The following is a 24,326-nucleotide window of genomic DNA, read 5'->3' as shown; positions in this document are numbered from 1 at the left end:
GGACACAGCGCGCGCGAATGGACCCTTCCACTGCGTTCCCCTTCAAAGGAGCCCGCATGCAAGTGAACATCAACGGTGTCGAGACGCGCTATGTGCTGAGCAACGAGGGCGGCGGCCCGTGGCTGACGTTCATCCATCAGCTCGGTGGTGATTTGTCCGTGTGGGACCAGCTCGCAGGCTATTTCCGCGACGACTACACCGTGCTGCGCTACGACGTGCGCGGCCACGGCAAGACCGCCGCATCCGGCGCGCCCTTCAGCATCGCCGATCTGTCGCACGATCTCGTCACGCTGCTCGATGCACTCGACGCACCCAGTACGCATCTGGTCGGCATGTCGATGGGCGGCATGATCGCCCAGCAATTTACACTCGATCATCCCGCGCGCGTCGACTCCTTGACGATCGCCGACAGCAGCGCCGGCACGCCGCCGGAAGCCCGCGCCACGTGGGATCAGCGCGCCGCGGCGGCCCGCCGCGACGGGATGGCGTCGCTCGTGCCCGCGACATTGAGCCGCTGGCTGACGCCCGATTTTCAGGCCGCGCATCCCGAAGCGGTCGAGCAGATCCGCGACGTGTTGACCCACACGTTGTCAGAAGGCTACGCCATGGCGTGCGAAGCCCTGCGCGATTTCGACGTACGCAGTAAGCTGGGAGCAATCCGATGCCCAACATTGACCGTGGCGGGCCGCCACGACACGGGCACGCCGCCTGCTTCTACACAGGCAATAGCAGACGCCATCGAAGGCGCACGTTTCGAACTGCTGGATGCCGCTCATCTCGCGCCCATCGAGCAACCTCACCGTTTTGCTGCACTGCTTGAAACGTTTCTTGAAAGGCCGGTCTAACCGGTAGGTTCGGAACTTTACAAGCGTCAATCCGGACCCACCCCTTGAATTCCAAACCATACGCTCCACCTATGGCGCAGGAATGGCCAGGAGCCAACGGAAATAAGGAGTGTCGCCATGCAAATGATCTACAACAGCCCCAACTATTGTGTCGTCGAGTTTCCGCCGCAGGAAGGCCCGCTGGCCATGAAGTCGGGCGGCTACGAGATCGTCGACAAAAACATGCAGCGTGAGATCTATATCGACGGAGCAATGGCGGCGCGTTTTCGCGAGCACGTGCAAAAGCTGATCGAAGAGGAGCCGTCGCTGGATGAAGTAGACGAATTCCTCGGCCAGTTCGACAGCCTGATGCATCAACCGGTGATTCTTCACTAACGGCAGGGTTCGATTTAACGTTTTTGGCGACATACATCGACCGCGCCGTCCGGCCCCGTAACCGGGTAACCCGGCGGCTTTTACAAGTCGGTCGGCAAATATGAAGCGGCCCAGCAGGCTTTTGCCTCGCTGGGCCGTTTTCTTTGCCATGCCGGTTTAACGTTTGCTTTAACGTTCGCTTTTACGTTCTTTTCGATGCAGCGCACCTCGACAGCCCGGGTGACTGCGCCTCGCCCGCGCCGGGCGGATCTGCCCGGCAGCGGCTACAATGACAGGTTTCCCGAAAAAGCCGGCGCAAGCCCTCGTCCGCCATGAACCAGCCCGCTCAAACCGCCACGCCAGTCCGTCCCGACGCCGCCTACACGCGCGGCACGGGGCTGCCCGCGCTGCTCAAGTCGCGCATCCTGATCCTGGACGGCGCAATGGGCACGATGATCCAGCGCTACAAGCTCGACGAAGCCCGCTATCGCGGCGAGCGCTTCAAGGACTACGGGCGCGACATCAAAGGCAACAACGAACTGCTGTCGATCACGCAGCCGCAAATCATCAGCGAGATCCACGAGCAGTATCTGGCGGCGGGCGCGGACATCATCGAAACCAACACGTTCGGTGCGACCACGGTTGCCCAGGCGGACTACGGCATGGAAGCGCTCGCCGTCGAGATGAATCTCGAATCGGCGAAACTGGCTCGTGCCGCCTGCGACAAATTTTCGATGCCCGACAAGCCGCGTTTCGTCGCCGGCGCGATCGGACCGACGCCGAAGACCGCGAGCATTTCCCCTGACGTGAACGATCCGGGCGCGCGCAATGTGACGTTCGACGAACTACGCGCGGCCTACTACGACCAGGCCAAGGCTTTGCTCGACGGCGGCGCGGATCTGTTCCTCGTCGAGACCATTTTCGACACGCTCAACGCGAAGGCTGCGCTGTTTGCTCTCGACGAACTGTTCGAAGACACCGGCGAGCGTTTGCCGATCATGATCTCCGGCACCGTCACCGATGCGTCGGGCCGCATTCTGTCGGGTCAAACGGTTGAAGCGTTCTGGAACTCGCTGCGTCATGCGAAGCCGCTCACGTTCGGTTTGAATTGCGCGTTGGGCGCGGCTTTGATGCGTCCGTATATCGCCGAATTGGCCAAGCTTTGCGACACGTACGTGTCGTGCTATCCGAACGCCGGCTTGCCGAATCCGATGAGCGATACGGGCTTCGACGAACTGCCCGCGGATACGTCGGGTCTACTGAAGGAATTCGCGCAGGCCGGGCTTGTGAATATCGCCGGCGGTTGCTGTGGCACGACGCCGGAGCATATCGCGGCGATTGCCCAGGCGCTGGCCGAAGTGAAGCCGCGCGCGTGGCCCACGCAATACCGCGACGCAGCCTGAGCCCAGCGGCGCCTCGCCGAGCAGGCGCCGCCGCACTTCCGCTATCGAACACGACGCACTTAATCGCAGCAATCGAGCACATACGCCATGACCGATCACACCATGCGCCTTTCCGGCCTCGAGCCGTTCAACGTCACGTCCGGGACGCTTTTCATCAACGTCGGTGAACGCACCAACGTGACCGGCTCGAAGGCGTTCGCGCGAATGATCCTGAACGACCAGTTCGACGACGCGATCGCGGTGGCGCGGCAGCAGGTCGAAAACGGCGCGCAGGTCATCGACGTCAACATGGACGAGGCGATGCTCGATTCGAAAGCGGCGATGGTGCGCTTCATGAATCTGATCGCGTCGGAACCGGATATCGCGCGCGTGCCGATCATGATCGACTCGTCGAAGTGGGAAGTGATCGAAGCGGGCCTGAAGTGCGTGCAAGGCAAAGCGATCGTCAACTCGATCTCGCTGAAGGAAGGCGAAGAAGCGTTTCGCCACCACGCGAACCTGATTCGCCGCTATGGCGCGGCCGCGGTGGTGATGGCCTTCGACGAAAAGGGCCAGGCCGATACCTTCGAGCGCAAGACGCAGATCTGCAAGCGCTCGTATGATTTCCTGGTGAACGAAGTCGGTTTTCCGCCGGAAGACATCGTCTTCGATCCGAACATCTTCGCGATCGCAACCGGCATCGAAGAGCACAACAACTACGCCGTCGACTTCATCAACGCCACGCGCTGGATCAAAGAGAATCTGCCATACGCAAAGGTGAGCGGCGGCGTGTCGAACGTGTCGTTCTCGTTCCGCGGCAATGATCCGGTGCGCGAGGCGATCCACACCGTGTTCCTCTATCACGCGATCCAGGCGGGCATGGACATGGGCATCGTCAACGCAGGCCAGCTCGGCGTGTATGCCGACCTCGATCCGGAGTTGCGCGAACGCGTTGAAGACGTCGTGTTGAACCGCCGTGAAGACGGCACCGACCGGCTGCTCGAAATCGCCGACAAGTTCAAGACCGGCGCGGCGAAGAAGGAAGAAAACCTCGAGTGGCGCAACCAGCCGGTCGAGAAGCGTCTGTCGCACGCGCTCGTGCATGGCATCACCAACTTCATCGTCGAAGACACCGAAGAAGTCCGCGCGAAGATCGCCGCGGACGGCGGCCGCCCGATCAACGTGATCGAAGGCCCGTTGATGGACGGCATGAACATCGTCGGCGACCTGTTCGGCCAGGGCAAGATGTTCTTGCCGCAAGTGGTGAAGTCGGCGCGCGTGATGAAGCAGGCCGTCGCGCATCTGATTCCGTACATCGAAGAAGAAAAGAAGCTGATGGCCGAAGCGGGCGCCGACGTGCGCGCGAAGGGCAAGATCGTCATCGCCACGGTGAAGGGCGACGTGCACGACATCGGCAAGAACATCGTCTCGGTGGTGCTTCAGTGCAATAACTTCGAAGTGGTCAACATGGGCGTGATGGTTTCCTGCAACGACATTCTCGCCAAGGCGAAGGTCGAAGGCGCGGACATCATCGGGCTCTCCGGCCTGATCACGCCGAGCCTCGAAGAGATGGCGTATGTCGCCTCGGAAATGCAGCGCGACGACTACTTCCGCATCAAGAAGATTCCGCTTTTGATCGGCGGCGCGACCACCTCGCGCGTGCACACTGCCGTGAAGATTGCGCCGCATTACGAAGGGCCGGTGGTCTACGTGCCGGACGCGTCGCGCTCGGTCTCTGTGGCATCGAGCCTGCTGTCCGACGAAGGCGCGGCGAAGTACCTCGACGAACTCAAGTCCGATTACGACCGGATCCGCGATCAGCACGCCAACAAGAAAGCGCTGCCCATGGTGACGCTGGCCGAAGCCCGCGCCAACAAAACCAAGGTCGATTGGGCGAGCTACCAGCCGGTCAAGCCGAAGTTCATCGGCCGCCGCGTGTTCAAGAACTTCGATCTGAGCGACCTGGCGAACTATATCGACTGGGGTCCGTTCTTCCAGACGTGGGACCTGGCCGGCCCGTATCCGGCCATCCTGAACGATGAGATCGTCGGCGAATCGGCGCGGCGCGTGTTCTCGGACGGCAAGTCGATGCTCGCGCGTCTGATCCAGGGTCGCTGGCTGCAAGCGAACGGCGTGATCGCGCTGCTGCCGGCCAACACGGTGAACGACGATGACATCGAAATCTACACGGACGAATCGCGCTCGGAAGTCGCGCTCACGTGGCGCAATCTGCGCCAGCAGAGCGTGCGTCCGGTGGTGGACGGCGTCATGCGGCCGAACCGCTCGCTTGCCGACTTCATCGCGCCGAAGGATTCGGGCGTGGCCGACTACATCGGCATGTTCGCGGTGACGGCGGGTCTGGGTGTCGACGTGAAGGAAAAACAGTTCGAAAAGGACCTCGACGACTACAGCGCGATCATGCTGAAGGCACTCGCCGACCGTTTCGCCGAAGCGTTCGCCGAAGCGCTGCATGCGCGCGTGCGGCGCGACCTGTGGGGCTACGCGAACGCCGAAACCCTCTCCAACGACGACCTGATCGCGGAAAAGTACCACGGCATCCGTCCCGCGCCCGGCTATCCGGCCTGCCCGGATCACTTGGTGAAGCGCGACATGTTCGACGTGCTGCAAGCCACCGATATCGGCATGAGCGTGACCGAATCGCTGGCCATGCTGCCGGCGGCGAGCGTCTCCGGCTTCTATCTGGCGCATCCGGACAGCACTTACTTCTCGGTCGGCAAGATCGGTCAGGACCAGTTGGAAGACTACGCAAAGCGCATGTCGCTGTCGAAAACGGATGCGGAACGGGCCTTGGCGCCTTTGCTGTAAGCCTTCGGGCGTGGCGGGAAGCCCACTATATCGGCCTTGAAAGACTGAATATTTGCGGCAACGTAATTTTCGGCTTTGTAGACTGAGGCGGCTTGACCCCGCCAGACGCGGCCAAAACGCGTCGGCTTACTAATTGCAATCGTCAACGGAGAAAATCGTATGAAGAAGCTGACGCTGTTGTTGACCGCTGTTTCGCTTGCCTTGGGCGCCACGGCGGCGCTGGCCCAGCCCGCCGCGCCTGGCGGTTCCAGCTCGGTCAGTTCGTATTCGCCGCCCACGGTGAAACACGTCAAGAAACCGAAGAAACAGAAAGCGAAGAAGGGTGCGTCGGCTCCCGCGGCCGCGCCGGCGGACGCCGCCAGCCAGTAAGCACAGTACGGCAGCGCCGGTCGGTCTGAATCTCTGAACGACAAAGAGCCCGCATCGAGCGGGCTCTTTTCGTTGGTGCGCAAGGTTCGCGCCGCCGGGCGCCGCGGCTCTATCGAAAGCGCCGCGCACAGCGGTTCAGCGCCGGCTCAGATACCCCAGACGATATCCGCGTTTTCCTTCTGCGCCGCGCGCAGCATGTCGAGGAACGGATACGCGCGCTGCGCGAGTCCCGGCGGAATCTCGTGATGCTCGTGGCCGTCTTCGCCTTCGTGGAAATGGCCGTCGTGCTCGGCACGTTCCTGCTTGTCGACGGAAATCGCTGCCTCGAGTTTCTCGATGGCGGGGGCCAGTTCGTCGTGAGTGATGACGCCGCGTTGACCCAGCCGCTTGCCGACGATGCCGACCAGGTACTGGGCAAGGTTTTCCAGCATCATCACGTCCGGGCTGGCTCGGCATTTGAAAGTAATCAACATGACTGTTCCCTTTTTCGTTATGTTGGATTGGCGCGCGAGCGGCTCAAAGGCGGCAGCCAGCGCGCGTTACGTTGGCTCGCCGATCAGGCGCGGCGGCCACGGCCCTTGTTGGGCATCTCATTGAACATATTAGCACCTGCTAAAATCCGTCTGGACGGAAAAGCGTGCCGCAATGCGCCGCGCGCGGCGAAGCGCAGGTAGCGTGGCTCGGCCGGTTGGGCGCAACCCGCATGCCGCGCCAGCCAACGCCATGGCAAGCCGCCGCGCACCGCACTCGATGCGTTGCAGGCAACGTGCCTGATACCGCACCCATTGCGACCGCTGCGCTTCGGCAGATGCATGCCGCTTTCCACGCTTCTGACGAACCGGCCGCGCCTGCCGCGCGGCCGGCGCCTCTCCCGCATCACCGGATTGCCTCACTGGACTCGCAACAAGCATGCTGCCTGCACATAAACATACCCTCGAAACACTGCTCACCGACACGGTGAAGCAAGTCGCGACCGCCTCGCAAGGCGCGGCCGAAGCCGCGTTCGTGTCGCCCACCATCACGCTGGAGCGCCCCAAGGTCGCCGCGCACGGCGACGTCGCGTGCAACGTGGCGATGCAACTCGCCAAGCCGCTGCGCGCCAATCCGCGCCAGCTGGCGCAACAGATCGTCGACGCGCTGCTCGCGCAACCGCAGGCCCAAGGCCTCGTCGAAGCCGCCGAAGTGGCCGGCCCCGGCTTCATCAACCTGCGCCTCGCGTCCGCTGCCAAACAGGCGGTGATCGCCGCCGTGTTCGCTGAGAAAGAGGCCTTCGGCCGTTCGCAACGCGACGCCGGCAAGCATGTGCTGATCGAATTCGTCTCGGCCAACCCGACCGGCCCGCTGCACGTCGGCCACGGCCGTCAGGCCGCGCTCGGCGACGCGCTCTCGAACGTGCTGGCCTCGCAAGGCTGGGACGTGCATCGCGAGTTCTACTACAACGACGCCGGCGTGCAGATCCAGACGCTCGCGCTGTCGACTCAGGCACGCGCCCGCGGGCTCTCCCCCGGCGACGAAGGCTGGCCAGCTTCGGCGTACAACGGCGAGTACATCGCCGAGATCGCGCAAGACTATCTGAGCGGCGCCACCGTGGCCGCGAGCGACGGCGAGCCGGTCACCGGCGCGCGCGACGTCGAAGACCTCGAAGCGATCCGCCGTTTCGCCGTGGCGTACCTGCGCCGCGAGCAGGACATGGACTTGCAGGCGTTCGGCGTGAAGTTCGACCAGTACTACCTGGAGTCGTCGCTGTACAAGGAAGGCCGCGTCGAGAAAACCGTCGACGCATTGATCGCCGCCGGCAAGACCTACGAGCAGGAAGGCGCGCTGTGGCTGCGCACCACCGACGACGGCGACGACAAAGACCGCGTGATGCGCAAGAGCGACGGCACCTACACGTACTTCGTGCCGGACGTCGCCTATCACGTCGCCAAGTGGGAACGCGGCTTCACCAAGGTCATCAACATTCAGGGTTCGGACCACCACGGCACGATCGCGCGGGTGCGCGCCGGCCTGCAGGGTCTCGGCATCGGCATTCCGAAGGGCTATCCCGACTACATCCTGCACAAGATGGTCACGGTCATGCGCAACGGCGAAGAGGTGAAAATCTCCAAGCGCGCCGGCAGTTACGTGACGGTGCGCGACCTGATCGAATGGTCGGGCGGCGCGACGCCGGGCTCGGAAGCCGCCGTCGATCTGATCGACGAGGAAACGATTCGCCGTGGCCGCGACGCGGTGCGCTTTTTCCTGATCTCGCGCAAGGCCGATACGGAATTCGTGTTCGACATCGACCTCGCGCTGAAGCAGAACGACGAGAATCCGGTGCACTACGTGCAGTACGCGCATGCGCGGATCTGCTCGGTCATCGCCGAGTGCAAGGCGCGCTACAGCACGGACGAAAGCACGCTGGCTGACGTGGACGTCTCGCCGCTCACCAGCGAACGCGCGATGGCCCTGCTGAACAAGCTCGCCGAATTCCCGGACATGCTGCAACATGCCGCCGACGAACTCGCGCCGCACGCCGTCGCGTTCTATCTGCGCGACCTCGCCGGGGAATTCCACTCGTTCTACAATGACAGAGCCGAGCGCGTGCTGGTCGACGATGCGGCCGAGCGCAATGCACGCGTCGCGCTGCTCGCGGCCACGCGTCAAGTGCTGGCCAACGGTCTCGCGACGATCGGCGTCTCCGCTCCCGTCAAGATGTAAGTCCTCCGGCGCAACATGCATGCGGCCGTCGTTATAATCGACGGCCGTTCCAGGATTCTTTTTGCAGGTGATTCGTACAATGGCAAAACCACGCCGCACAACAAAGCAATCGAAACAAACCGGGGGGACTTTTCTCGGCATCGTGCTGGGCCTGATCGTCGGCCTTGCGATCGCGGTAGTGGTGGCGCTGTATATCACCCGTGCGCCCACGCCCTTCGTCTCGAAGGTGGCGCCGCCGGCGGCACCCGATTCGGGCGCGAGCCAGCCGCAGTACGACCCGAACCGTCCGCTGCAAGGCAAGACGCCGGGCCAGCCGGTGCCGCAAGCCGCGCAGCCGGCGCCGCCGAACACCGCGCCGGGCCAGACCAACTCGCAGACGCAGTCGGGCATGCTGGAAGAACCGCAGATCGTCGAAGTGCCGCCCGCCAACGGCAACGCGAACGGCACGGCGGTAGCGCCGAAGCCCGCGCAGGATAACGGCAACGGCACGGCCACCACGCCGGCGAAGAAGCCGCAAGCCTCCAGCGCACCGGCCGCCACCGCGGCAGGTTCGGCGCCGAAGAGCGGTTCGTCCGCCACGGCCGCCAACGCCAAGCCGGGTTCGGGCGCGGCGCCGGCGCCGGGCGATGCCAACACCGGCTACTTCCTGCAAGTGGGCGCGTACAAGACCTCGGCGGATGCCGAACAGCAGCGCGCGCGTCTCGCCTTCCAGGGGTTCGAATCGAAAGTCACGCAACGCGATGCCGGCGGCGTCACGTATTACCGCGTGCGTATCGGGCCGTTCTCGAAGTTCGAAGACATGAATTCGAGCCGTCAGCGTTTGTCGGACGCGGGCGTGGATACCGCAGTGATCCGCTTCACGAAGCAATAAGCCAACAATAAACCTACGGTGATTTGCCGGAACGCGCCGCCGCCGAACTATCGGCGTGCGGCGCGTGTCACAAACACGACGGACGGTTCAAACCGTCCAACGCCGAATCTTGAAGACGGTGACGGGCATTTGCGTGGCGCCACCGTTTTACGCCTACTTGGGTCAACACAACATGAAGAAACTGCTGAGCATTCTGTTCCTCTCGCTGGGCCTCGTTGCAGCCTCGGCACAGGCATCGCCGGCCGCGCCGGTGTCGGGCAAGGATTTCACCGTGCTGCCCACCGCGCAGCCGACCGACGTGCCGGCCGGCAAGATCGAAGTCACCGAATTCTTCTGGTACGGCTGCCCGCACTGCAATGAATTCGACCCGTACCTCGAAGCGTGGGTGAAGAAGCAAGGTCCGGACGTGGTGTTCAAGCGCGTGCCGGTCGCCTTCCGTGACGACTTCATTCCACATTCCAAGATGTATCACGCGCTCGACGCGCTCGGCCTGGCAGCGCAGCTCACGCCGAAGGTCTTCAATGAAATCCACGTCAACAAGGACTACCTCCTGACGCCGGAAGATCAGGCCAAATTCCTCGCGAAGAACGGCGTCGATCCGAAGAAGTACATGGACGCGTACAACTCGTTCTCGACGCAAAGCGCGCTGCAGAAGGACAAGAAGCTGCTGGACGACTACAAGATCGACGGCGTGCCGACGCTGGCCGTGCAGGGCAAGTATGAAACCGGCCCGGCTGCGACCAACAGCCTGCCGGGCACGATTCAGGTGCTGGACTACCTGGTCGCGCAGGTCCGCGCCAAGAAGATGTAAAGCCGAGGCGCCGGAATGAGTTCACCCCTGAAGGTTTTCATTACCGGCGCATCGAGTGGCATAGGCCTCGCGCTCGCCGCCGAATATGCGCGGCGCGGCGCGATTCTCGGCCTCGTTGCCCGCCGCGGCGACGCTCTCGCCGCCTTCCAGCAGTCCCATCCGCAGAACACCGTCTCCATCTATTCCGTCGACGTTCGCGACGCCGAAGCGCTCGCCGATGCAGCCGCGCAGTTCATCGCGCGGCACGGCTTGCCCGATGTCGTGATCGCCAATGCCGGCATCAGCCGCGGCGCGGTCACTGGTCACGGCGATCTGCGCACCTTCCGCGAAGTGATGGACATCAATTACTTCGGCATGGTCGCCACCTTCGAGCCGTTCGCCGCCGCGATGAGCGCCGCAAAACGCGGCACGCTGGTCGGTATCGCCAGCGTCGCGAGCGTGCGCGGCTTGCCGGGCTCTGGCGCGTATAGCGCGTCGAAATCGGCGGCGCTCAAGTATCTGGAAGCGTTGCGCGTTGAAATGCGACCGTATGATGTCGGCGTGGTCACTATCGCGCCCGGCTATATCCGCACGCCCATGACCGAGCACAATCCGTACACCATGCCTTTCCTGATGGACGCCGATCGTTTCGCGGTGAAGGTGGCGCAGGCGATCGAGCGTCAAACGGCATTCGCGGTGTTCCCCTGGCAGATGCGCGTGGTGGCCATGCTGCTGCACGTGCTGCCGCGCTGGCTCTACGACCGCGCGTTCGAACGCGCGCCGCGCAAGCCGCGCGCCACCGCCGAAGCCGAGTAACTCATGCAACCTCGTGCGGTCGATGCAGCCGGCGTCGCGCACGAACCAGCGGGCGCCGCAGCGCGCATCGTTTCGCTGGTGCCGAGCATCACCGAACTGCTGTTCGCGCTCGGACTCGACAGCCAGATTGTCGGCCGCACCGGCTTTTGCGTGCATCCTCACGACAAGGTGCGGCAGGTACGCAAGGTCGGCGGCACCAAGGCCGTGAATCCCGACGCCATTCGTGCGTTGCGCCCCACCCATCTGATCGTCAATATCGACGAAAACGAGCGCGATACCGTCGAGCGATTGCGCGCGTTCGTGCCGCATATCGTCGTGACACATCCGCAAACACCGCGGGACAATCTGGCGCTCTATACGCTGCTGGGCGCGATCTTCGATCGCGCCCAGGAAGCGCGGCGCCTGAGCGATGCGCTCGAAGCCCGTCTGAGCGAGGCGACGGCGCGCGCGTTCACTCCGCAAAACGTGCTGTATCTGATCTGGCGCGAGCCGTGGATGACAGTGGCGCGCGACACCTATATCTCGACGATGCTGCGGCTCGTGAACTGGCACACGCTGCCGGACGTGCAAGGCGGTGCGGCAGGCGCCGCGCGTTACCCGACACTCGACTTCGACGCCGCGCCGTGGCTCGCCCAGGTCGACCGCATCCTGCTCTCCAGCGAGCCGTATCGCTTCACGCAAGTCCATTGCGACGCGCTGAAACGCGATCCGCGACTGGCCGGCAAGCGCATCGAGTTGATCGATGGGGAAATGGTGTCGTGGTACGGCGTGCGCGCGATTGAAGGCGTCACCTATCTGCTGCGACACGCGGCGACGGCGTGAGCGCAAGCCCGCTGCCCGCTCCATATGAATATGCGGATTATGTTGTTGTCGCCGCAACCACCCTTCGATAAGCTTTCGCGAAGGCCGACGCGCGCGTAGGCGGCATTGCCCGACCCATGCGCCAGCGCCGGAAACGTATCACAATAAAGACGACGGCTACGCCGCAAGGCCGCCCGTCCCTCGTCAACGGAACATAACCACACAACCAGACGCACTGCCTGACTGCGCTTGTTATGGGAGATCCTATGCGCTTCAAACTGCTCGCAGCCGCCGTACTGTTCACGGCGCCCGCGCTCGTGCTCGCCAAACCGCTGACCGTCTGTACCGAGTCGAGCCCCGACGGCTTCGATGTCGTGCAGTTCAATTCGCTCGTCACGACCAATGCGTCGGCCGACGTGATCTTCAACTCGCTGGTCTCGTACGACGAGGCCACGAAGAAAGTGGTGCCGGCGCTGGCCGACAAGTGGGACGTGAGCGCCGACGGCCTCACCTACACGTTCCATCTGCGCCCGAACGTGCAGTTCCAGACCACCGACTACTTCAAGCCCACCCGGCCGCTTACCGCCGACGACGTCGTCTTCACGTTCGACCGCATGCTCAACGACAGCAATCCGTGGCACAAGGTGACGGGCGCGAGCGGCTTCCCGCATGCGCAGTCGATGGGTCTGCCGAAGCTCATCAAGTCGATCAGCAAGGTCGACGACAACACCGTCAAGTTCGAGCTGAACGCGCCCGACGCGACCTTCGTGTCGATCCTGACGATGGGTTTCGCCTCGATCTATTCGGCCGAATATGCCGACCAGTTGCTGAAGGCCGGCAAGCAGGTCGATCTGAATTCGAAGCCGATCGGCACCGGTCCGTTCGAACTGAAGAGCTATACGAAAGACGCGGTCATCCGCTACGACGTGAACCCGACCTACTGGGGCCCGAAGCCGAAGATCGACCGTCTGATCTACGCGATCACGCCGGACGCCACGGTGCGGGCGCAAAAAGTGAAGGCCGGTGAATGCCAGATCGCTTTGTCGCCGAAGCCGCAGGATCTCGCCGATGCGAAGGGCGACAAGTCGCTCGCCATCGTGCAGACGCCCGCGTTCATGACGGCGTTCGTCGCGTTGAACACGCAGAAGAAGCCGCTCGACAGCCAGAAGGTGCGCGCCGCGCTGAACATGGCGTTCGACCGCACCACGTATCTGAAGACCGTGTTCGACAACACGGCGACACCGGCCGTGAACCCGTATCCGCCGAACACGTGGAGCTACGACAAGGCCGTGAAGGGCTGGCCATACGACCCGGCGAAGGCGAAGAAGCTGCTTGCCGACGCGGGCTATCCCAACGGCTTCGAAACGACGATCTGGGTGCGGCCGAACGGCAGCGTGCTGAATCCGAATCCGAAGGCCGGGGCCGAACTGCTGCAAGCCGACTTCGCGAAGATTGGCGTGAAGGCCGACGTGAAGGTGATCGAATGGGGCGAGTTGATCAAGCAGGCCAAGCAAGGCCAGCATGATTCACTCTTCATGGGCTGGGCCGGCGACAACGGCGACCCGGACAACTACCTGTCGCCGCTCTTCAGTTGCAACGCGGTGAAGTCGGGGATCAACTTCGCGCGCTTCTGCGACCAGGATCTGGACAAGCTGATCGCCGACGGCAAGGCAACGCCGGATCAGGCCAAGCGCGCGAAGGCATATGAACAGGCGCAGCAGATCATCCACGACCAGGCGCTGTGGATTCCGCTCGGGTATCCGACTGCGGCGGCGATCACGCGCACGAACGTGAGCGGTTATCACGTGAGTCCGTTTGGACGGCAGAACTTTGGGGCGGTGTCGGTGCAGTAATCGCCTTCGCGTTTCAACGTGTGAAAAAAAGCCCGGTTGCGAAAGTACCGGGCTTTTTTTATCGATACACCACCGCATTCACGCCGGCGAAAACCGAATCACACCATCCGCATCCTGCTTACGCTTCAACTCACCCGCAAGCCACAGCAGATGCAAGTGCGCCAGCGCTTCCCCCATCGCAAACGTCATCTGATGGATATCGAGTTGGCGCTTGAACATGAGCGGCACGATATCCGCGGCGCTCTGCGGTTTCTCTGCACACGCCTCGCGCACTTCGGCCAGACGCGCGTCGTGATGCTCGCGCAATTGCCGGATGCGGGTGCGCACGCCGCGAAACGGCTTGCCATGCGACGGCAGCACTAGCGTATCTTCCGGCATCGTCTCGTAACGGCCGAGCGACTCCAGATACAGCGCCAGCGGCGAGCCTTCCGGCTCCATATCGAACACCGACACGTTAGTCGAGATACGCGGTAGAACCATGTCGCCCGAAATCAGCACACCGGTCTCTTCGCAGAACAGCGCGCAGTGTTCCGGCGAATGGCCAAAACCGGTCACCACGTGCCACGTTTTGCCGCCGATCTTCACGCCATCGGCTTCGCGCAAGCGGCGATACTGCCCCGGAATCGCCGGCACGAGGCTCGCGTAATAGCTCTTGCGATTGCGCAGTTTCTCAAGCGATTCCTCGTCGGTCACGCCGTGCCGCGCGAAGTGCCGCGCCGCGCCCTCGCCGCCCGCATTCGAACCGTCGCCGGCGCCCATTACGCGCGCCTGCATGTATTCGCCGAGCGTCATCCATAGCCGCACGTCCCAGCGCTTCTTGTCGCCACCCGCGCAGATCCAGTGCGCGAGGCCGATGTGATCGGGATGGCAATGCGTGACGATCACGCGCAGCACCGGCAGGCCGTCAAGCACCGAGTCGAACACTTTCTCCCAGTTCTCCTTGATCGTGTCCGAGGTGATGCCGCAATCGACCACCGTCCAGCCCTGCTGGCCGTCGACCTCATCGCGTAGCAGCCAGAGGTTGATGTGATCCAGGGCAAAAGGCAGCGGCATGCGCAGCCAGAACACACCTGGCGCGACTTCCATCGCGTGGCCCGCGTCCGGCAAGGTGTCGCTGAACGGGTAGTCGAGTTGATGTTCGAGTGCATTCATTGTGGGTGTCTTCCTCCGTCGGCCGTCCGGCATGGCGAGGTATGCGATGCCGGGCGGCGTGGTTGCGGCGTGCGAGTGACGTACCGCCGCCGTACTGCGCCTGGTTGCGTTCAACTCAAGTTGACGATAACGTAAACGTCGATTCTATCGTTCAATCTGATTTTCTGCCCGGCCACGGAATGCCCCGATGAACACGCAATACACGATCACCGAGCTCGCGCGGGAATTCGACGTCACGCCGCGAGCCATCCGCTTCTACGAAGATCAGGGTTTACTCTCACCGAGCCGCGAAGGATCGAGCGGCTTGCGGCGCGTTTATTCGGGCCGCGATCGAACGCGTCTGAAACTCACGTTGCGCGGCAAACGGCTCGGCTTCACGTTGTCGGAGATTCGCGATCTGCTGGACGTGTACGAGTCGCCCACCGACACGGTGCCGCAGTTGCATGCGTTCCTCGCCACGGTGGCGCGTCATCGCGAAGTGCTGGAGCGCCAACTGGAGGACCTGAACGCGACGCTCGAAGACCTCGCGCAATACGAAACCCAGGCGCGCGCGTTGCTGGAAAGCGGCACGCGCGAAGCCAAACCGGCATGAACGGCGCTCGGCGAAATATTTTTTGTCGAGAGTTACGCCTGTTAAGGCATGCCAAACTGAGGCATTGAGCGGAGATAGTCTGAAAGTCGGCGAACGCCTGATAACGCGCGAAGGCGCCAAGGCACGAGTCGAGCGGCGCGATGCGTCGCGGGTCCACCCGAACGATACAATCACGGGTGTCTTCACGACATGAGACGAATGCACGGTCGACATGAATCACTTCCCCAAACTGTTGTCGTCGCAAATCGGCTTTGACCTCGCGCAAACAATGCTCGAAGGATTCGACCGGCATTACCGGATCTTTCGCGACGCCGCGATCCATGCCAAAACGCTCTTTGAAAAGGCCGACTGGCACGGTCTGCAGAAGCTCGCGCGCGATCGCATTACCTCATACGACGAGCGCGTCGACGAATGCGTCGAATTGCTCGAAGACGAATACGACGCGGAAAAAATCGACAGCGAAGTGTGGCAGCAGATCAAGCTGCATTACATCGGCCTTTTGACCACGCACCGCCAGCCGGAGTGCGCGGAAACGTTTTTCAATTCGGTGTGCTGCAAGATCCTGCACCGCTCGTACTTCAACAACGACTTCATTTTCGTGCGCCCGGCCATCTCGACCGAATACATCGAGAACGACGAGCCGGCCGCGAAGCCGACTTACCGTGCATACTATCCCGGCAAGGACGGGCTCGCGGCGACGCTCGAACGCATCGTCACGAACTTCCAGCTGGAGCCGCCGTTCGAAGACCTGACGCGCGACGCCAGCTGCGTGATGCAGGCGATCCACGACGCGTTCGGCGTGTTCGACGAAGCGGCCAACTTCCAGATTCACGTGCTCTCGTCGCTGTTTTACCGGAACAAGTCGGCATATATCGTCGGACGGATCATCAACGGCGATCTGCTGCTGCCGTTCGCCGTGCCCTTGCGTCACGTGACGCCGGGCGTGCTCGCGCTCGACACGGTGCTGCTCAAGCGCGACCAGTTGCTGATCATTTTCAGCTTCTCGCATTCGTACTTCCTGGTGGACATGGAAGTGCCGTCCGCGTACGTCGAATTTCTCGGCACGATCATGCAGGGCAAGCCGAAGGCGGAAATCTATACGTCGGTGGGTTTGCAGAAGCAGGGCAAGAATCTGTTCTATCGCGACCTGCTGCACCATCTGTCGCATTCGAGCGATCAGTTCATCGTCGCGCCCGGCATCAAGGGGCTCGTGATGCTGGTGTTCACGCTGCCGTCGTTTCCGTACGTGTTCAAGCTGATCAAGGACAACTTCCCGCCGCCTAAGGAAACCACGCGTGCGCAGATCCAGGGCAAGTATCAGCTCGTCAAGCGGCACGACCGCTTGGGTCGCATGGCCGACACGCTCGAATATTCGAGCGTCGCGTTGCCCCGCTCTCGCCTCGACGACGCGCTGGTGCGCGAGCTCGAAAGGGAAGTGCCGTCGCTGATCGAATACGACGGCGACAACCTGGTGATTCGACATATGTATATCGAGCGCCGCATGGTGCCGCTCAACCTGTTCCTGCAGAACGGCAACGACGAGGACGTCGAGCACGGCATCAAGGAATACGGCAACGCGGTGAAGGAACTGATGCAGGCGAACATCTTCCCAGGCGACATGCTGTACAAGAACTTCGGCGTGACGCGTCATGGCCGCGTCGTGTTCTACGACTACGACGAAATCGAATATCTGACCGACTGCAACGTGCGCGCGGTGCCGGCGCCGCGTAACGAGGAGGACGAAATGTCAGGCGAGCCGTGGTACTCCGTCGGCCCGCACGACATCTTCCCGGAAACGTACGGCACATTTTTGCTCGGCGACCCACGCGTGCGCCGTTCCTTCATGCAGCATCACGCGGACTTCTTCGATCCTGCGCTATGGCAACGGCACAAGGATCATCTATTGAAAGGCGAACTGCCCGACTTTTTCCCGTACGACGACAGCGTGCGCTTCTGCAACCGCTATCCGGAACGCTTTGCCGATGCCGCCGGCCGCGCATCGCCCGCGCCGGACGCGCCAGCCGACGAGCGCAGCGTGCGGGTGGCGTGAAGCTCATACGTACCCGGCAGCGTTGACTGCCGCGTCCGAACCTTATGTAACGACATCGACCGGTCAATCGGTCGAGCAACCGCCAAGACGCAACATGAACACAAACGATTCCACTCCTGACAATCCGCTCTCGCATCTGTTCGACAACAACGAAGCGTGGGTCGCCCGCAAGTTGTCCGAAGACCCCGAGTATTTCTCGCGTCTCGCGCATCAGCAGACGCCCGAGTATCTGTGGATCGGCTGCTCCGATTCGCGCGTGCCGGCGAACCAGATCATCGGCCTGCCGCCGGGCGAAGTGTTCGTGCACAGAAACATCGCCAACGTAGTGGTGCATACCGATCTGAACTGTCTCTCGGTGATCCAGTTCGCCGTCGATCTGCTGAAGGTCAAGCACATCATGGTGGTCGGCCACTACGGCTGCTCGGGTGTCGGCGCGGCGCTGCATGGCCGTCGCGTGGGTCTCGCGGACAACTGGCTGCATCACGTGCAGGACGTGCGCACCAAGCATGCGGCGCTGATCGAGGAATGGCCGCTCGGCGAGGCTCGGCACCGGCGGCTGGTCGAACTGAACGCGATCGAACAGGTGATGAACGTGTGCCGCACCACCATCGTCAACGATGCGTGGGCGCGTGGCCAGGAGTTGACGGTGCACGGCTGGGCGTACGGCGTGCATGACGGCAAGGTGCGCAACCTCGGCATGACGATCAGCGAGCCGGCCGCGCTCGATGCAACCTATCAGAAGTGCGTCGCGGCGGTGTCGGCGAGCGGCGCGCACAAGGCAGAGAACGACGTGGTCGCCGCCGATGCGGCGCAGCTCGGCGATGTGCCGGCTATCGTCGAAGGCGTAATCAAGGAGCTTAAACATGAGTGAGACAAAGATTGATCCGATCGTCATCGTGGGCTTGGCCCGCACGCCGATGGCAGCATTCCAGGGTGACTTCGCCGCGCTGACCGCGCCGCAGTTGGGCTCGGTGGCGATCCAGGCGGCCGTGCAGCGCGCGGGCCTGAAGCCCGAACAGATCGACGAAGTGGTGATGGGCTGCGTGCTGCCCGCCGGCCTCGGCCAGGCGCCCGCGCGTCAGGCCGCGCTCGGCGCCGGCTTGCCGCTCGCCGCCGGCAGCACCACGGTGAACAAGATGTGCGGCTCCGGCATGCGCGCGGCGATGTTCGCACACGACATGCTCGCTGCGGGTTCCGTCGACGTGATCGTCGCGGGCGGCATGGAAAGCATGTCGAATGCGCCGTACCTCCTGCCCAAAGCGCGCGGCGGCATGCGCATGGGCCACGGCCAGGTGATCGACCACATGTTCTACGACGGCCTCGAAGACGCCTACGAAAAAGGCCGTCTGATGGGCACCTTCGCCGAAGAATGCGCGGCGTCGTTCGACTTCACGCGCGAGGCGCAGGACGCGTTTGCCGTCGAGTCGCTCAATCGTGCGAAGCGCGCGAACGAAGACGGCTCGTTCGCCTGGGAAATCGCGCCGGTGAAAGTGGAGAGCCGCAAAGGCGATGTCACCATCGATCGCGACGAACAGCCGTTCAAAGCGAACCTCGAAAAGATTCCGACGCTCAAACCCGCGTTCAGCAAAACCGGCACGGTGACGGCGGCGAACTCGTCGTCGATTTCCGACGGCGCGGCCGCACTCGTCATGATGCGCGAGTCGACGGCAAAGCGTCTCGGCGTCGAGCCGATCGCGCGCGTGGTCGGTCACTCGACCTTCGCGCAGGAACCGGCGAAGTTCACCACCGCGCCGGTCGGTGCGATTCGCAAGCTGTTCGAGAAGAACGGCTGGCGCGCCGACGAGGTCGATCTGTATGAGGTCAACGAGGCGTTTGCCGTCGTGACGATGGCGGCCATGAAGGAACACCATCTGCCGCACGAGAAGGTCAACGTGAATGGCGGCGCCTGTGCGCTCGGCCATCCGATCGGCGCGTCGGGTGCGCGGATTCTCGTCACGCTGATCGGCGCGCTGAAGAAGCGCGGGCTGAAGCGTGGCGTCGCGACGCTGTGCATCGGCGGCGGCGAAGCGACGGCAATGGGTATCGAACTGGTGTAACGCGCGTTTTCACAGCGCTTTATTTTGACGGCCTGGGGTATTCGATGAAGACAGTGTTGATCGTCGGTGCGTCGCGCGGCATCGGCCAGGAGTTTGTACGGCAGTACAAAAAGAGCGGCTGGCGCGTGCTCGCCACCGCGCGCGACGGCGCCGCGCTCGACGCGTTGAACGAACTCGGCGCCGAAACGTTTTCGCTCGATGTGAGCGCGCCCGAGGAGATCGCCGCGCTCGGCTGGAAGCTCGACGGTGAACGGCTCGATGCGGCGATCCTGGTGTCGGGCGTGTACGGCCCGCGCACGGAAGGCATCGAGACGATTACCGCAGAAGACTTCGACCACGTCATGCACACCAACGTGCGCGGACCGATGCAATTGATGCCGATCCTGCTGCCGCTCGTCGAAGAGGCCGACGGCGTGTTCGCGGTGATTTCGAGCAAGATGGGCAGCATTGGCGACGCGAGCGGCACGACCGGCTGGCTGTATCGGGCGAGCAAGGCGGCGTTGAACGACGCGCTGAAACTCGCGTCGCTGGAAGCAAAGCGCGCCGTGTGCGTTTCGTTGCATCCGGGCTGGGTGCGCACCGATATGGGCGGCGCCCAGGCGGCGATCGATCCGGCGCGCAGCGTCACCGGCATGCGTGAAGTGCTGGCGCAGGCCGCGGCCGCGCGCGACGAGTTCAACGGCCGCTTCTATCAATACGACGGCACGCTGCTCGACTGGTGAACAACGAGCTTGCATGGGACCAGAGTAAGCGCTAAAGCGCCAACTCTGGTCGACAGGAGACAGACTCATGGTGCTTGATCAGGATCACTTGATGGTCCGCGACGCGCTGCGCACCTTCGTGCGCGAAGCGATCACGCCGCATGCGGCGGCGTGGGATCGCGAGCGCACTTTTCCAAAGGACGTGCATCGGCAACTCGCCGGACTCGGCGCATACGGCGTGCTGGTGCCCGAAACGTACGGCGGCGCAGGCATGGACGCGCTGGCGCTCGCTTTGATCCTCGAAGAGATCGCTGCCGGCGACGGCGGCACCTCGACGGCCATCTCCGTCAACAACTGCCCGGTGTGCAGCATTCTGCTCACCTATGGCAACGATGCGCAGAAACGCGACTGGCTGACGCCGCTCGCACGCGGCGAAATGCTCGGCGCGTTTTGCCTGACCGAACCGCAAGCCGGTTCCGATGCTTCCGCGCTCCGAACCACTGCGACACGCGACGGCAACGCGTATGTGCTGAACGGCGTCAAACAGTTCATCACGAGCGGCAAGAACGGCAACGTCGCGATCGTGATGGCCGTGACCGACAAAGCCGCGGGCAAGCGTGGCATCAGCGCGTTTATCGTGCCCACCGATACGAAGGGCTACGTCGTCGCACGGGTGGAAGACAAGCTCGGGCAGCATTCGTCGGATACGGCGCAGATCATCTTCGAGGACTGCCGCGTGCCGGCCGCGAACCTGATCGGCGCGGAAGGCGAAGGCTACCGGATCGCACTGTCGGGGCTCGAAGGTGGCCGTATCGGTATTGCCGCGCAAAGCGTCGGCATGGCGCGCGCCGCGTTCGAAGCGGCGTTGAGTTATGCGAAGGAGCGCGAAAGCTTCGGCGCGCCGCTCTTTTCGCACCAGGCCGTGCAATTCCGCCTCGCCGACATGGCGACGCAACTCGAAGCCGCGCGCCAGCTGATCTGGCACGCCGCGTCGTTGAAGGACGCCGGCCAACCGTGTCTGACCGAAGCCGCGATGGCCAAGCTATTCGCTTCCGAAGCCGCGGAGCGGATCTGTTCGGCCGCCTTACAGATTCATGGCGGCTACGGCTACCTGAGCGACTTCCCGGTCGAGCGCATTTACCGCGATGTGCGCGTGTGCCAGATCTACGAAGGCACCAGCGACATCCAGAAAATTTTGATCGCGCGCGGTCTTGGCTGAAAGTCTGATGAATAAGCAACTGTTGGCAATGCAACGACCATCCGACTGTCCCTGCGGCGGCGCCGCGCCCGACCAGCGCAGCGGCGCCAGGGCGCCGCGCTTCGCGCAGTGCTGCGGGCGCTATATCGACGGCGGCGAAGCGGCGCCACGCGCCCTTGAACTGATGCGTTCGCGCTATAGCGCGTATGTTGTCGGCGCAACGGATTATCTGCGCGCCACGTGGGCCCCTCACACCTGCCCCGCCGATCTCGACGTCGACCTGGCCGCACCCGACGCGCCGCGTTGGCTCGGACTGCAAATCAAGGCGTTCGCTGAAACCGGCGCCGATCACGCCACGGTCGAATTCGTCGCACGTTATAAGGTGGGCGGCCGCGCACACCGGCTGCACGAACTGAGCCGCTTCGTTCGCGGCGACGATGGCCGCTGGCGCTATGTCGACGGCGACGTCAGCGAATAAAGTCCCTTTCTGCCCCTTACAAGACGCCACAGCGTCCTTACGCCGCGCTCACATATGGCCCTGATAGCAGGGCCATTTTTTTGTTGGCTCGATGCCACAAGACCCGCGCCGCGCCTGATTGTTTCGTTGCGCCAAACACCGGCGAGGCCTGTATCGAGCGGCCTGAGGCGGCAAATCAGCACGCCGCAACTGATGGTTCGCGGGTTCTCCTTGATTGCACAAAACAAAATTGTCGTGCCAGGATGAGGCTGTAGCTTCATGACGTCACGTTGCGAGAGCCGGTCCATACCAACTCCGCAAAATGCGCAGGAAGCCCTGCCGGACACCAGACAGTGTGGTTCCGGCGGCGGTTTCAGGCAGCAGCCGTGACGCTCATCATCGGCGCGTGGGGTCGCGTCGGCCGTTTGGGTTCATCCCGTGCGATCTCGATTAGCGTGCGTGCGCCTCTGGCGCACTCCGTACGCGAGTGTGTTTTTGTTTGTCGAAAACCTGCCCGAAAGGCAAATGTCAGCAATGACTTTCGACGAACAGGCATCACGGTGTTCAGGGCAGGTTTTTGAGGCAGGTGCGTGAATGGTGTTCAGCAAGGTTCTGACGAAGTGTGCGGTGATCTGTGCAGCGGCTGCGTGCGCTGTCGCACTCGCACATGCCGATCCGCTCGCGGACACCCAGGCGGGGCCGTTGACCCGCGCGCACGTGCCGCGCATCGCGCTCGACGACGACGTCTATCTGCCCACCGCAGGTCTGAACGAACAGATCATCCGCGTACCGGTTGACGCAGCCGGCACCGTCACCCTTGAAACGACGATCTACAAACCGGACGGCGCTGGCCCGTTTCCGATGATCGTTTTCAATCACGGCAAGATCCCCGGCGATCCGCACACGCAGGAACGCAGCGACCCGCTGCCGTTCGCGCGCGAATTCGTGCGGCGCGGCTACGTGGTGGTGGCGCCGAACCGCCAGGGTTTCGGCCACTCGGACGGCGTGTATCAGCAGGATGGTTGCGACGTCGAAAAGAACGGCATCGGCCAGGCCGGCGATGTCGCCGCGACGGTCGACTTCATGTCGAAGCAGCCTTACGTGGACGCCACGCATATCGTCGTGGCCGGCACCTCGCACGGCGGTCTTGCAACGATGGCGTACGGCACGGAAGCCGCGTCGGGCGTGCGGGCGCTGATCAATTTCTCGGGCGGCTTGCGGCAGGATGCGTGCAATGACTGGCAAGGCAATCTGACGCGTGCGTTCGGCGCGTATGGCGAGAAGACCAAGGTGCCGTCGCTGTGGATGTACGGCGATAACGATTCGGTCTGGAACGCGCCGTTGGTGGCGGGCATGTACGCCGCTTATGGCGCGCATGGCGCGAGCGCGAAGATGGTGGATTTCGGCAACTACAAGAACGACGCGCATCGTTTGGTCGGTGATCGCGATGGTGTGCACGTGTGGTGGCCGGCTGTCGAGGCGTTCCTTGCGCAAGTGGGGATGCCGACTGGTGTGCAGTATCGGGTGTCGGATCCGTCCATGCCAAAGGCGAGCGGGTTTGCTGCTGTCGATGCGGTCGACGCCGTGCCGTTTGTCGATGAAGCCGGGCGTAATGGGTATCGGAATTTCTTGCATCAGTTTCCTAGTCGGGCGTTTGCTGTTTCTGATTCAGGGGCCTGGTCCTGGGCTGAAGGTGGTGATGACCCGATGTCTGTCGCGGTCGCGAATTGCCAGAAGCAGTCTTCCGCGCCTTGCCGGTTGTATGCGGTGAATAATGCGGTTGTTTGGGGGGATCGGTCTTCCCAGACGGCTGATGGTGGAGTTGCTGCTGGTGGCGCCGATGCGCGGCGGGCTATTGCTAGTCGGGAATAAGGGTTGAGGGTTTTGCCTTGCTCGGCTCGTGTTTTTTCTCTGTGTTCTCTGAGGCGTTGGCCTTTCCTTGAATTCATGGTGGTCTATTGGCGTTGCCCCTGTGCGGGGCGGCACCTACTTTCTTTGCATGCCGCAAAGAAAGTAGGCAAAGAAAGCGGCTTCACACCGCTAACTCTTAAGCGGATCCCTCGCGCAGTCGCGGTAGTGGTGCATCTGGAATCCGTGCCCCCGCACATTCAGCCCCAGTGACAAAGCCGTCATTCTTCCGGCAGCGCTACGCGCGCCGTCGCGGTAATTCATCGAACCATCAGTTAGCTCTCGCGCCAGCGGTACTTTTTGGCTGGCCGCCCATTTTTGCGCCAGCGATCTTCGCGTCCACAGCCTTCGATGCAGCAACGTCCTTCGGCGCGACGCCGAGGCAAGCCCGACGGCCCCCACCGCGCACAAACAAAGCCACTGGTTTCAGGCAGGCCGTTCCGGCGAGCACGTAGTGCGAGGCGGGAAGTATGACTGCCTTGTCACTCACATCGAATGTGCGGGGGCACGAATTCCAGATGCACCACTGCCTCCTCCAAGCCAGGGGACCCGCTTATAAGCTGGCGGTGTGAAGCCGCTTTCTTTGCCTACTTTCTTTGCCGCG

Annotated in this window: 22 protein-coding genes; 19 read left to right on the top strand and 3 right to left on the bottom strand. The window is 62.9% G+C overall.

What is annotated here, in order from left to right; translation table 11 throughout:
• Positions 1 to 56 precede the first annotated feature (56 nt).
• The 5 genes from pcaD (at position 57) to P0D80_RS11975 (ending at position 5,776) form a co-directional block, all read left to right on the top strand.
• Positions 57 to 845: a 3-oxoadipate enol-lactonase gene (pcaD, locus tag P0D80_RS11995; RefSeq protein WP_408284048.1), complete on the top strand. Its 789-nt coding sequence runs from the start codon at positions 57 to 59 to the stop codon at positions 843 to 845.
• Positions 846 to 962: 117 nt separating this feature from the next.
• The gene (locus tag P0D80_RS11990) at positions 963 to 1,220 is read left to right on the top strand and encodes a BTH_I0359 family protein (RefSeq protein WP_007179533.1); all 258 of its coding nucleotides are present in this window, start codon (positions 963 to 965) and stop codon (positions 1,218 to 1,220) included.
• Between the two features lie 311 nt (positions 1,221 to 1,531).
• Positions 1,532 to 2,602, top strand: coding sequence for a homocysteine S-methyltransferase family protein (locus P0D80_RS11985; protein WP_408284044.1), 1,071 nt, complete (start codon positions 1,532 to 1,534; stop codon positions 2,600 to 2,602).
• An 87-nt stretch (positions 2,603 to 2,689) separates the two neighbouring features.
• Positions 2,690 to 5,407: a methionine synthase gene (gene metH / locus P0D80_RS11980; RefSeq protein ID WP_408284042.1), complete on the top strand. Its 2,718-nt coding sequence runs from the start codon at positions 2,690 to 2,692 to the stop codon at positions 5,405 to 5,407.
• A gap of 159 nt (positions 5,408 to 5,566) precedes the next feature.
• Complete coding sequence (locus P0D80_RS11975; protein WP_012431543.1) at positions 5,567 to 5,776, top strand: hypothetical protein; 210 nt, start codon at positions 5,567 to 5,569, stop codon at positions 5,774 to 5,776.
• A 146-nt stretch (positions 5,777 to 5,922) separates the two neighbouring features.
• On the opposite strand, the gene P0D80_RS11970 is transcribed toward P0D80_RS11975, so the two are convergent.
• Both P0D80_RS11970 and P0D80_RS11965 read right to left on the bottom strand, forming a co-directional pair.
• Positions 5,923 to 6,249, bottom strand: a complete 327-nt coding sequence (locus P0D80_RS11970; RefSeq protein WP_408284039.1) for a DUF1840 domain-containing protein — start codon at positions 6,247 to 6,249, stop codon at positions 5,923 to 5,925.
• Between the two features lie 83 nt (positions 6,250 to 6,332).
• Positions 6,333 to 6,590, bottom strand: coding sequence for a hypothetical protein (locus tag P0D80_RS11965; protein WP_408181150.1), 258 nt, complete (start codon positions 6,588 to 6,590; stop codon positions 6,333 to 6,335).
• Between the two features lie 95 nt (positions 6,591 to 6,685).
• Between P0D80_RS11965 and argS the strand changes: the two genes are divergently transcribed.
• From argS to P0D80_RS11935, 6 genes are all read left to right on the top strand, one after another.
• On the top strand, positions 6,686 to 8,476 hold the full coding sequence (gene argS / locus P0D80_RS11960) for an arginine--tRNA ligase (protein ID WP_408284036.1): 1,791 nt from the start codon (positions 6,686 to 6,688) through the stop codon (positions 8,474 to 8,476).
• Positions 8,477 to 8,537: 61 nt separating this feature from the next.
• Positions 8,538 to 9,347: an SPOR domain-containing protein gene (locus P0D80_RS11955; protein ID WP_408284034.1), complete on the top strand. Its 810-nt coding sequence runs from the start codon at positions 8,538 to 8,540 to the stop codon at positions 9,345 to 9,347.
• A 172-nt stretch (positions 9,348 to 9,519) separates the two neighbouring features.
• Positions 9,520 to 10,158 carry a thiol:disulfide interchange protein DsbA/DsbL gene (locus tag P0D80_RS11950; protein ID WP_132376255.1) on the top strand — a complete coding sequence of 213 codons (639 nt, stop codon included), beginning with the start codon at positions 9,520 to 9,522 and terminating at the stop codon, positions 10,156 to 10,158.
• Positions 10,159 to 10,173: 15 nt separating this feature from the next.
• Entirely contained in the window at positions 10,174 to 10,953 is a 780-nt protein-coding gene (locus tag P0D80_RS11945) for an SDR family oxidoreductase (RefSeq protein ID WP_408284031.1), read from the top strand.
• Between the two features lie 3 nt (positions 10,954 to 10,956).
• Positions 10,957 to 11,775, top strand: coding sequence for a cobalamin-binding protein (locus P0D80_RS11940; RefSeq protein WP_408284029.1), 819 nt, complete (start codon positions 10,957 to 10,959; stop codon positions 11,773 to 11,775).
• A 245-nt stretch (positions 11,776 to 12,020) separates the two neighbouring features.
• Positions 12,021 to 13,607 (top strand): ABC transporter substrate-binding protein, encoded by a 1,587-nt coding sequence (locus tag P0D80_RS11935; RefSeq protein ID WP_408181145.1) that lies wholly within the window; start codon positions 12,021 to 12,023, stop codon positions 13,605 to 13,607.
• Between the two features lie 78 nt (positions 13,608 to 13,685).
• Here P0D80_RS11935 and P0D80_RS11930 read toward each other — a convergent pair whose 3' ends face one another.
• A complete protein-coding gene (locus P0D80_RS11930; protein WP_408284023.1) occupies positions 13,686 to 14,759 on the bottom strand; it encodes an MBL fold metallo-hydrolase in 1,074 nt (357 codons plus the stop codon).
• A 187-nt stretch (positions 14,760 to 14,946) separates the two neighbouring features.
• Here P0D80_RS11930 and P0D80_RS11925 point away from each other — a divergent pair, with 187 nt between their 5' ends.
• From P0D80_RS11925 to P0D80_RS11890, 8 genes are all read left to right on the top strand, one after another.
• Positions 14,947 to 15,351 (top strand): MerR family transcriptional regulator, encoded by a 405-nt coding sequence (locus P0D80_RS11925; protein ID WP_408248749.1) that lies wholly within the window; start codon positions 14,947 to 14,949, stop codon positions 15,349 to 15,351.
• Between the two features lie 211 nt (positions 15,352 to 15,562).
• On the top strand, positions 15,563 to 17,401 hold the full coding sequence (gene aceK / locus P0D80_RS11920; RefSeq protein WP_408181143.1) for a bifunctional isocitrate dehydrogenase kinase/phosphatase: 1,839 nt from the start codon (positions 15,563 to 15,565) through the stop codon (positions 17,399 to 17,401).
• A gap of 94 nt (positions 17,402 to 17,495) precedes the next feature.
• Positions 17,496 to 18,272: a carbonate dehydratase gene (gene can / locus P0D80_RS11915; RefSeq protein ID WP_408181142.1), complete on the top strand. Its 777-nt coding sequence runs from the start codon at positions 17,496 to 17,498 to the stop codon at positions 18,270 to 18,272.
• Positions 18,265 to 19,458 carry an acetyl-CoA C-acetyltransferase gene (locus P0D80_RS11910; protein WP_408284020.1) on the top strand — a complete coding sequence of 398 codons (1,194 nt, stop codon included), beginning with the start codon at positions 18,265 to 18,267 and terminating at the stop codon, positions 19,456 to 19,458. Before can ends, P0D80_RS11910 begins: the two co-directional genes overlap by 8 nt.
• 44 nt (positions 19,459 to 19,502) lie before the next feature.
• On the top strand, positions 19,503 to 20,180 hold the full coding sequence (locus tag P0D80_RS11905; protein WP_408284018.1) for an SDR family oxidoreductase: 678 nt from the start codon (positions 19,503 to 19,505) through the stop codon (positions 20,178 to 20,180).
• A 67-nt stretch (positions 20,181 to 20,247) separates the two neighbouring features.
• On the top strand, positions 20,248 to 21,378 hold the full coding sequence (locus tag P0D80_RS11900) for an acyl-CoA dehydrogenase family protein (RefSeq protein ID WP_408284016.1): 1,131 nt from the start codon (positions 20,248 to 20,250) through the stop codon (positions 21,376 to 21,378).
• Positions 21,379 to 21,385: 7 nt separating this feature from the next.
• Positions 21,386 to 21,835: a YchJ family protein gene (locus tag P0D80_RS11895; RefSeq protein WP_132376266.1), complete on the top strand. Its 450-nt coding sequence runs from the start codon at positions 21,386 to 21,388 to the stop codon at positions 21,833 to 21,835.
• A gap of 573 nt (positions 21,836 to 22,408) precedes the next feature.
• A complete protein-coding gene (locus P0D80_RS11890) occupies positions 22,409 to 23,686 on the top strand; it encodes a dienelactone hydrolase family protein (RefSeq protein ID WP_408284014.1) in 1,278 nt (425 codons plus the stop codon).
• Positions 23,687 to 24,326 lie beyond the last annotated feature (640 nt).

This window comes from Paraburkholderia sp. RL17-373-BIF-A, assembly GCF_046030175.1.
Lineage (GTDB): Bacteria > Pseudomonadota > Gammaproteobacteria > Burkholderiales > Burkholderiaceae > Paraburkholderia.
This window is presented reverse-complemented; position numbering and strand designations above follow the sequence as displayed.

Bases quoted from the DNA above. Each gene is read 5' to 3' on its own strand.
- P0D80_RS11950 (WP_132376255.1), top strand. From the start codon at position 9,520: ATGAAGAAACTGCTGAGCATTCTGTTCCTCTCGCTGGGCCTCGTTGCA.
- aceK (WP_408181143.1), top strand. From the start codon at position 15,563: ATGAATCACTTCCCCAAACTGTTGTCGTCGCAAATCGGCTTTGACCTC.
- P0D80_RS11975 (WP_012431543.1), top strand. From the start codon at position 5,567: ATGAAGAAGCTGACGCTGTTGTTGACCGCTGTTTCGCTTGCCTTGGGC.
- P0D80_RS11940 (WP_408284029.1), top strand. From the start codon at position 10,957: ATGCAACCTCGTGCGGTCGATGCAGCCGGCGTCGCGCACGAACCAGCG.
- can (WP_408181142.1), top strand. From the start codon at position 17,496: ATGAACACAAACGATTCCACTCCTGACAATCCGCTCTCGCATCTGTTC.
- P0D80_RS11930 (WP_408284023.1), bottom strand. From the start codon at position 14,759: ATGAATGCACTCGAACATCAACTCGACTACCCGTTCAGCGACACCTTG.
- P0D80_RS11990 (WP_007179533.1), top strand. From the start codon at position 963: ATGCAAATGATCTACAACAGCCCCAACTATTGTGTCGTCGAGTTTCCG.
- metH (WP_408284042.1), top strand. From the start codon at position 2,690: ATGACCGATCACACCATGCGCCTTTCCGGCCTCGAGCCGTTCAACGTC.
- P0D80_RS11900 (WP_408284016.1), top strand. From the start codon at position 20,248: ATGGTGCTTGATCAGGATCACTTGATGGTCCGCGACGCGCTGCGCACC.
- P0D80_RS11925 (WP_408248749.1), top strand. From the start codon at position 14,947: ATGAACACGCAATACACGATCACCGAGCTCGCGCGGGAATTCGACGTC.
- P0D80_RS11935 (WP_408181145.1), top strand. From the start codon at position 12,021: ATGCGCTTCAAACTGCTCGCAGCCGCCGTACTGTTCACGGCGCCCGCG.
- pcaD (WP_408284048.1), top strand. From the start codon at position 57: ATGCAAGTGAACATCAACGGTGTCGAGACGCGCTATGTGCTGAGCAAC.
- P0D80_RS11985 (WP_408284044.1), top strand. From the start codon at position 1,532: ATGAACCAGCCCGCTCAAACCGCCACGCCAGTCCGTCCCGACGCCGCC.
- P0D80_RS11965 (WP_408181150.1), bottom strand. From the start codon at position 6,590: ATGCATCTGCCGAAGCGCAGCGGTCGCAATGGGTGCGGTATCAGGCAC.
- P0D80_RS11910 (WP_408284020.1), top strand. From the start codon at position 18,265: ATGAGTGAGACAAAGATTGATCCGATCGTCATCGTGGGCTTGGCCCGC.
- P0D80_RS11945 (WP_408284031.1), top strand. From the start codon at position 10,174: ATGAGTTCACCCCTGAAGGTTTTCATTACCGGCGCATCGAGTGGCATA.
- P0D80_RS11905 (WP_408284018.1), top strand. From the start codon at position 19,503: ATGAAGACAGTGTTGATCGTCGGTGCGTCGCGCGGCATCGGCCAGGAG.
- P0D80_RS11890 (WP_408284014.1), top strand. From the start codon at position 22,409: ATGGTGTTCAGCAAGGTTCTGACGAAGTGTGCGGTGATCTGTGCAGCG.
- P0D80_RS11970 (WP_408284039.1), bottom strand. From the start codon at position 6,249: ATGTTGATTACTTTCAAATGCCGAGCCAGCCCGGACGTGATGATGCTG.
- P0D80_RS11895 (WP_132376266.1), top strand. From the start codon at position 21,386: ATGAATAAGCAACTGTTGGCAATGCAACGACCATCCGACTGTCCCTGC.
- argS (WP_408284036.1), top strand. From the start codon at position 6,686: ATGCTGCCTGCACATAAACATACCCTCGAAACACTGCTCACCGACACG.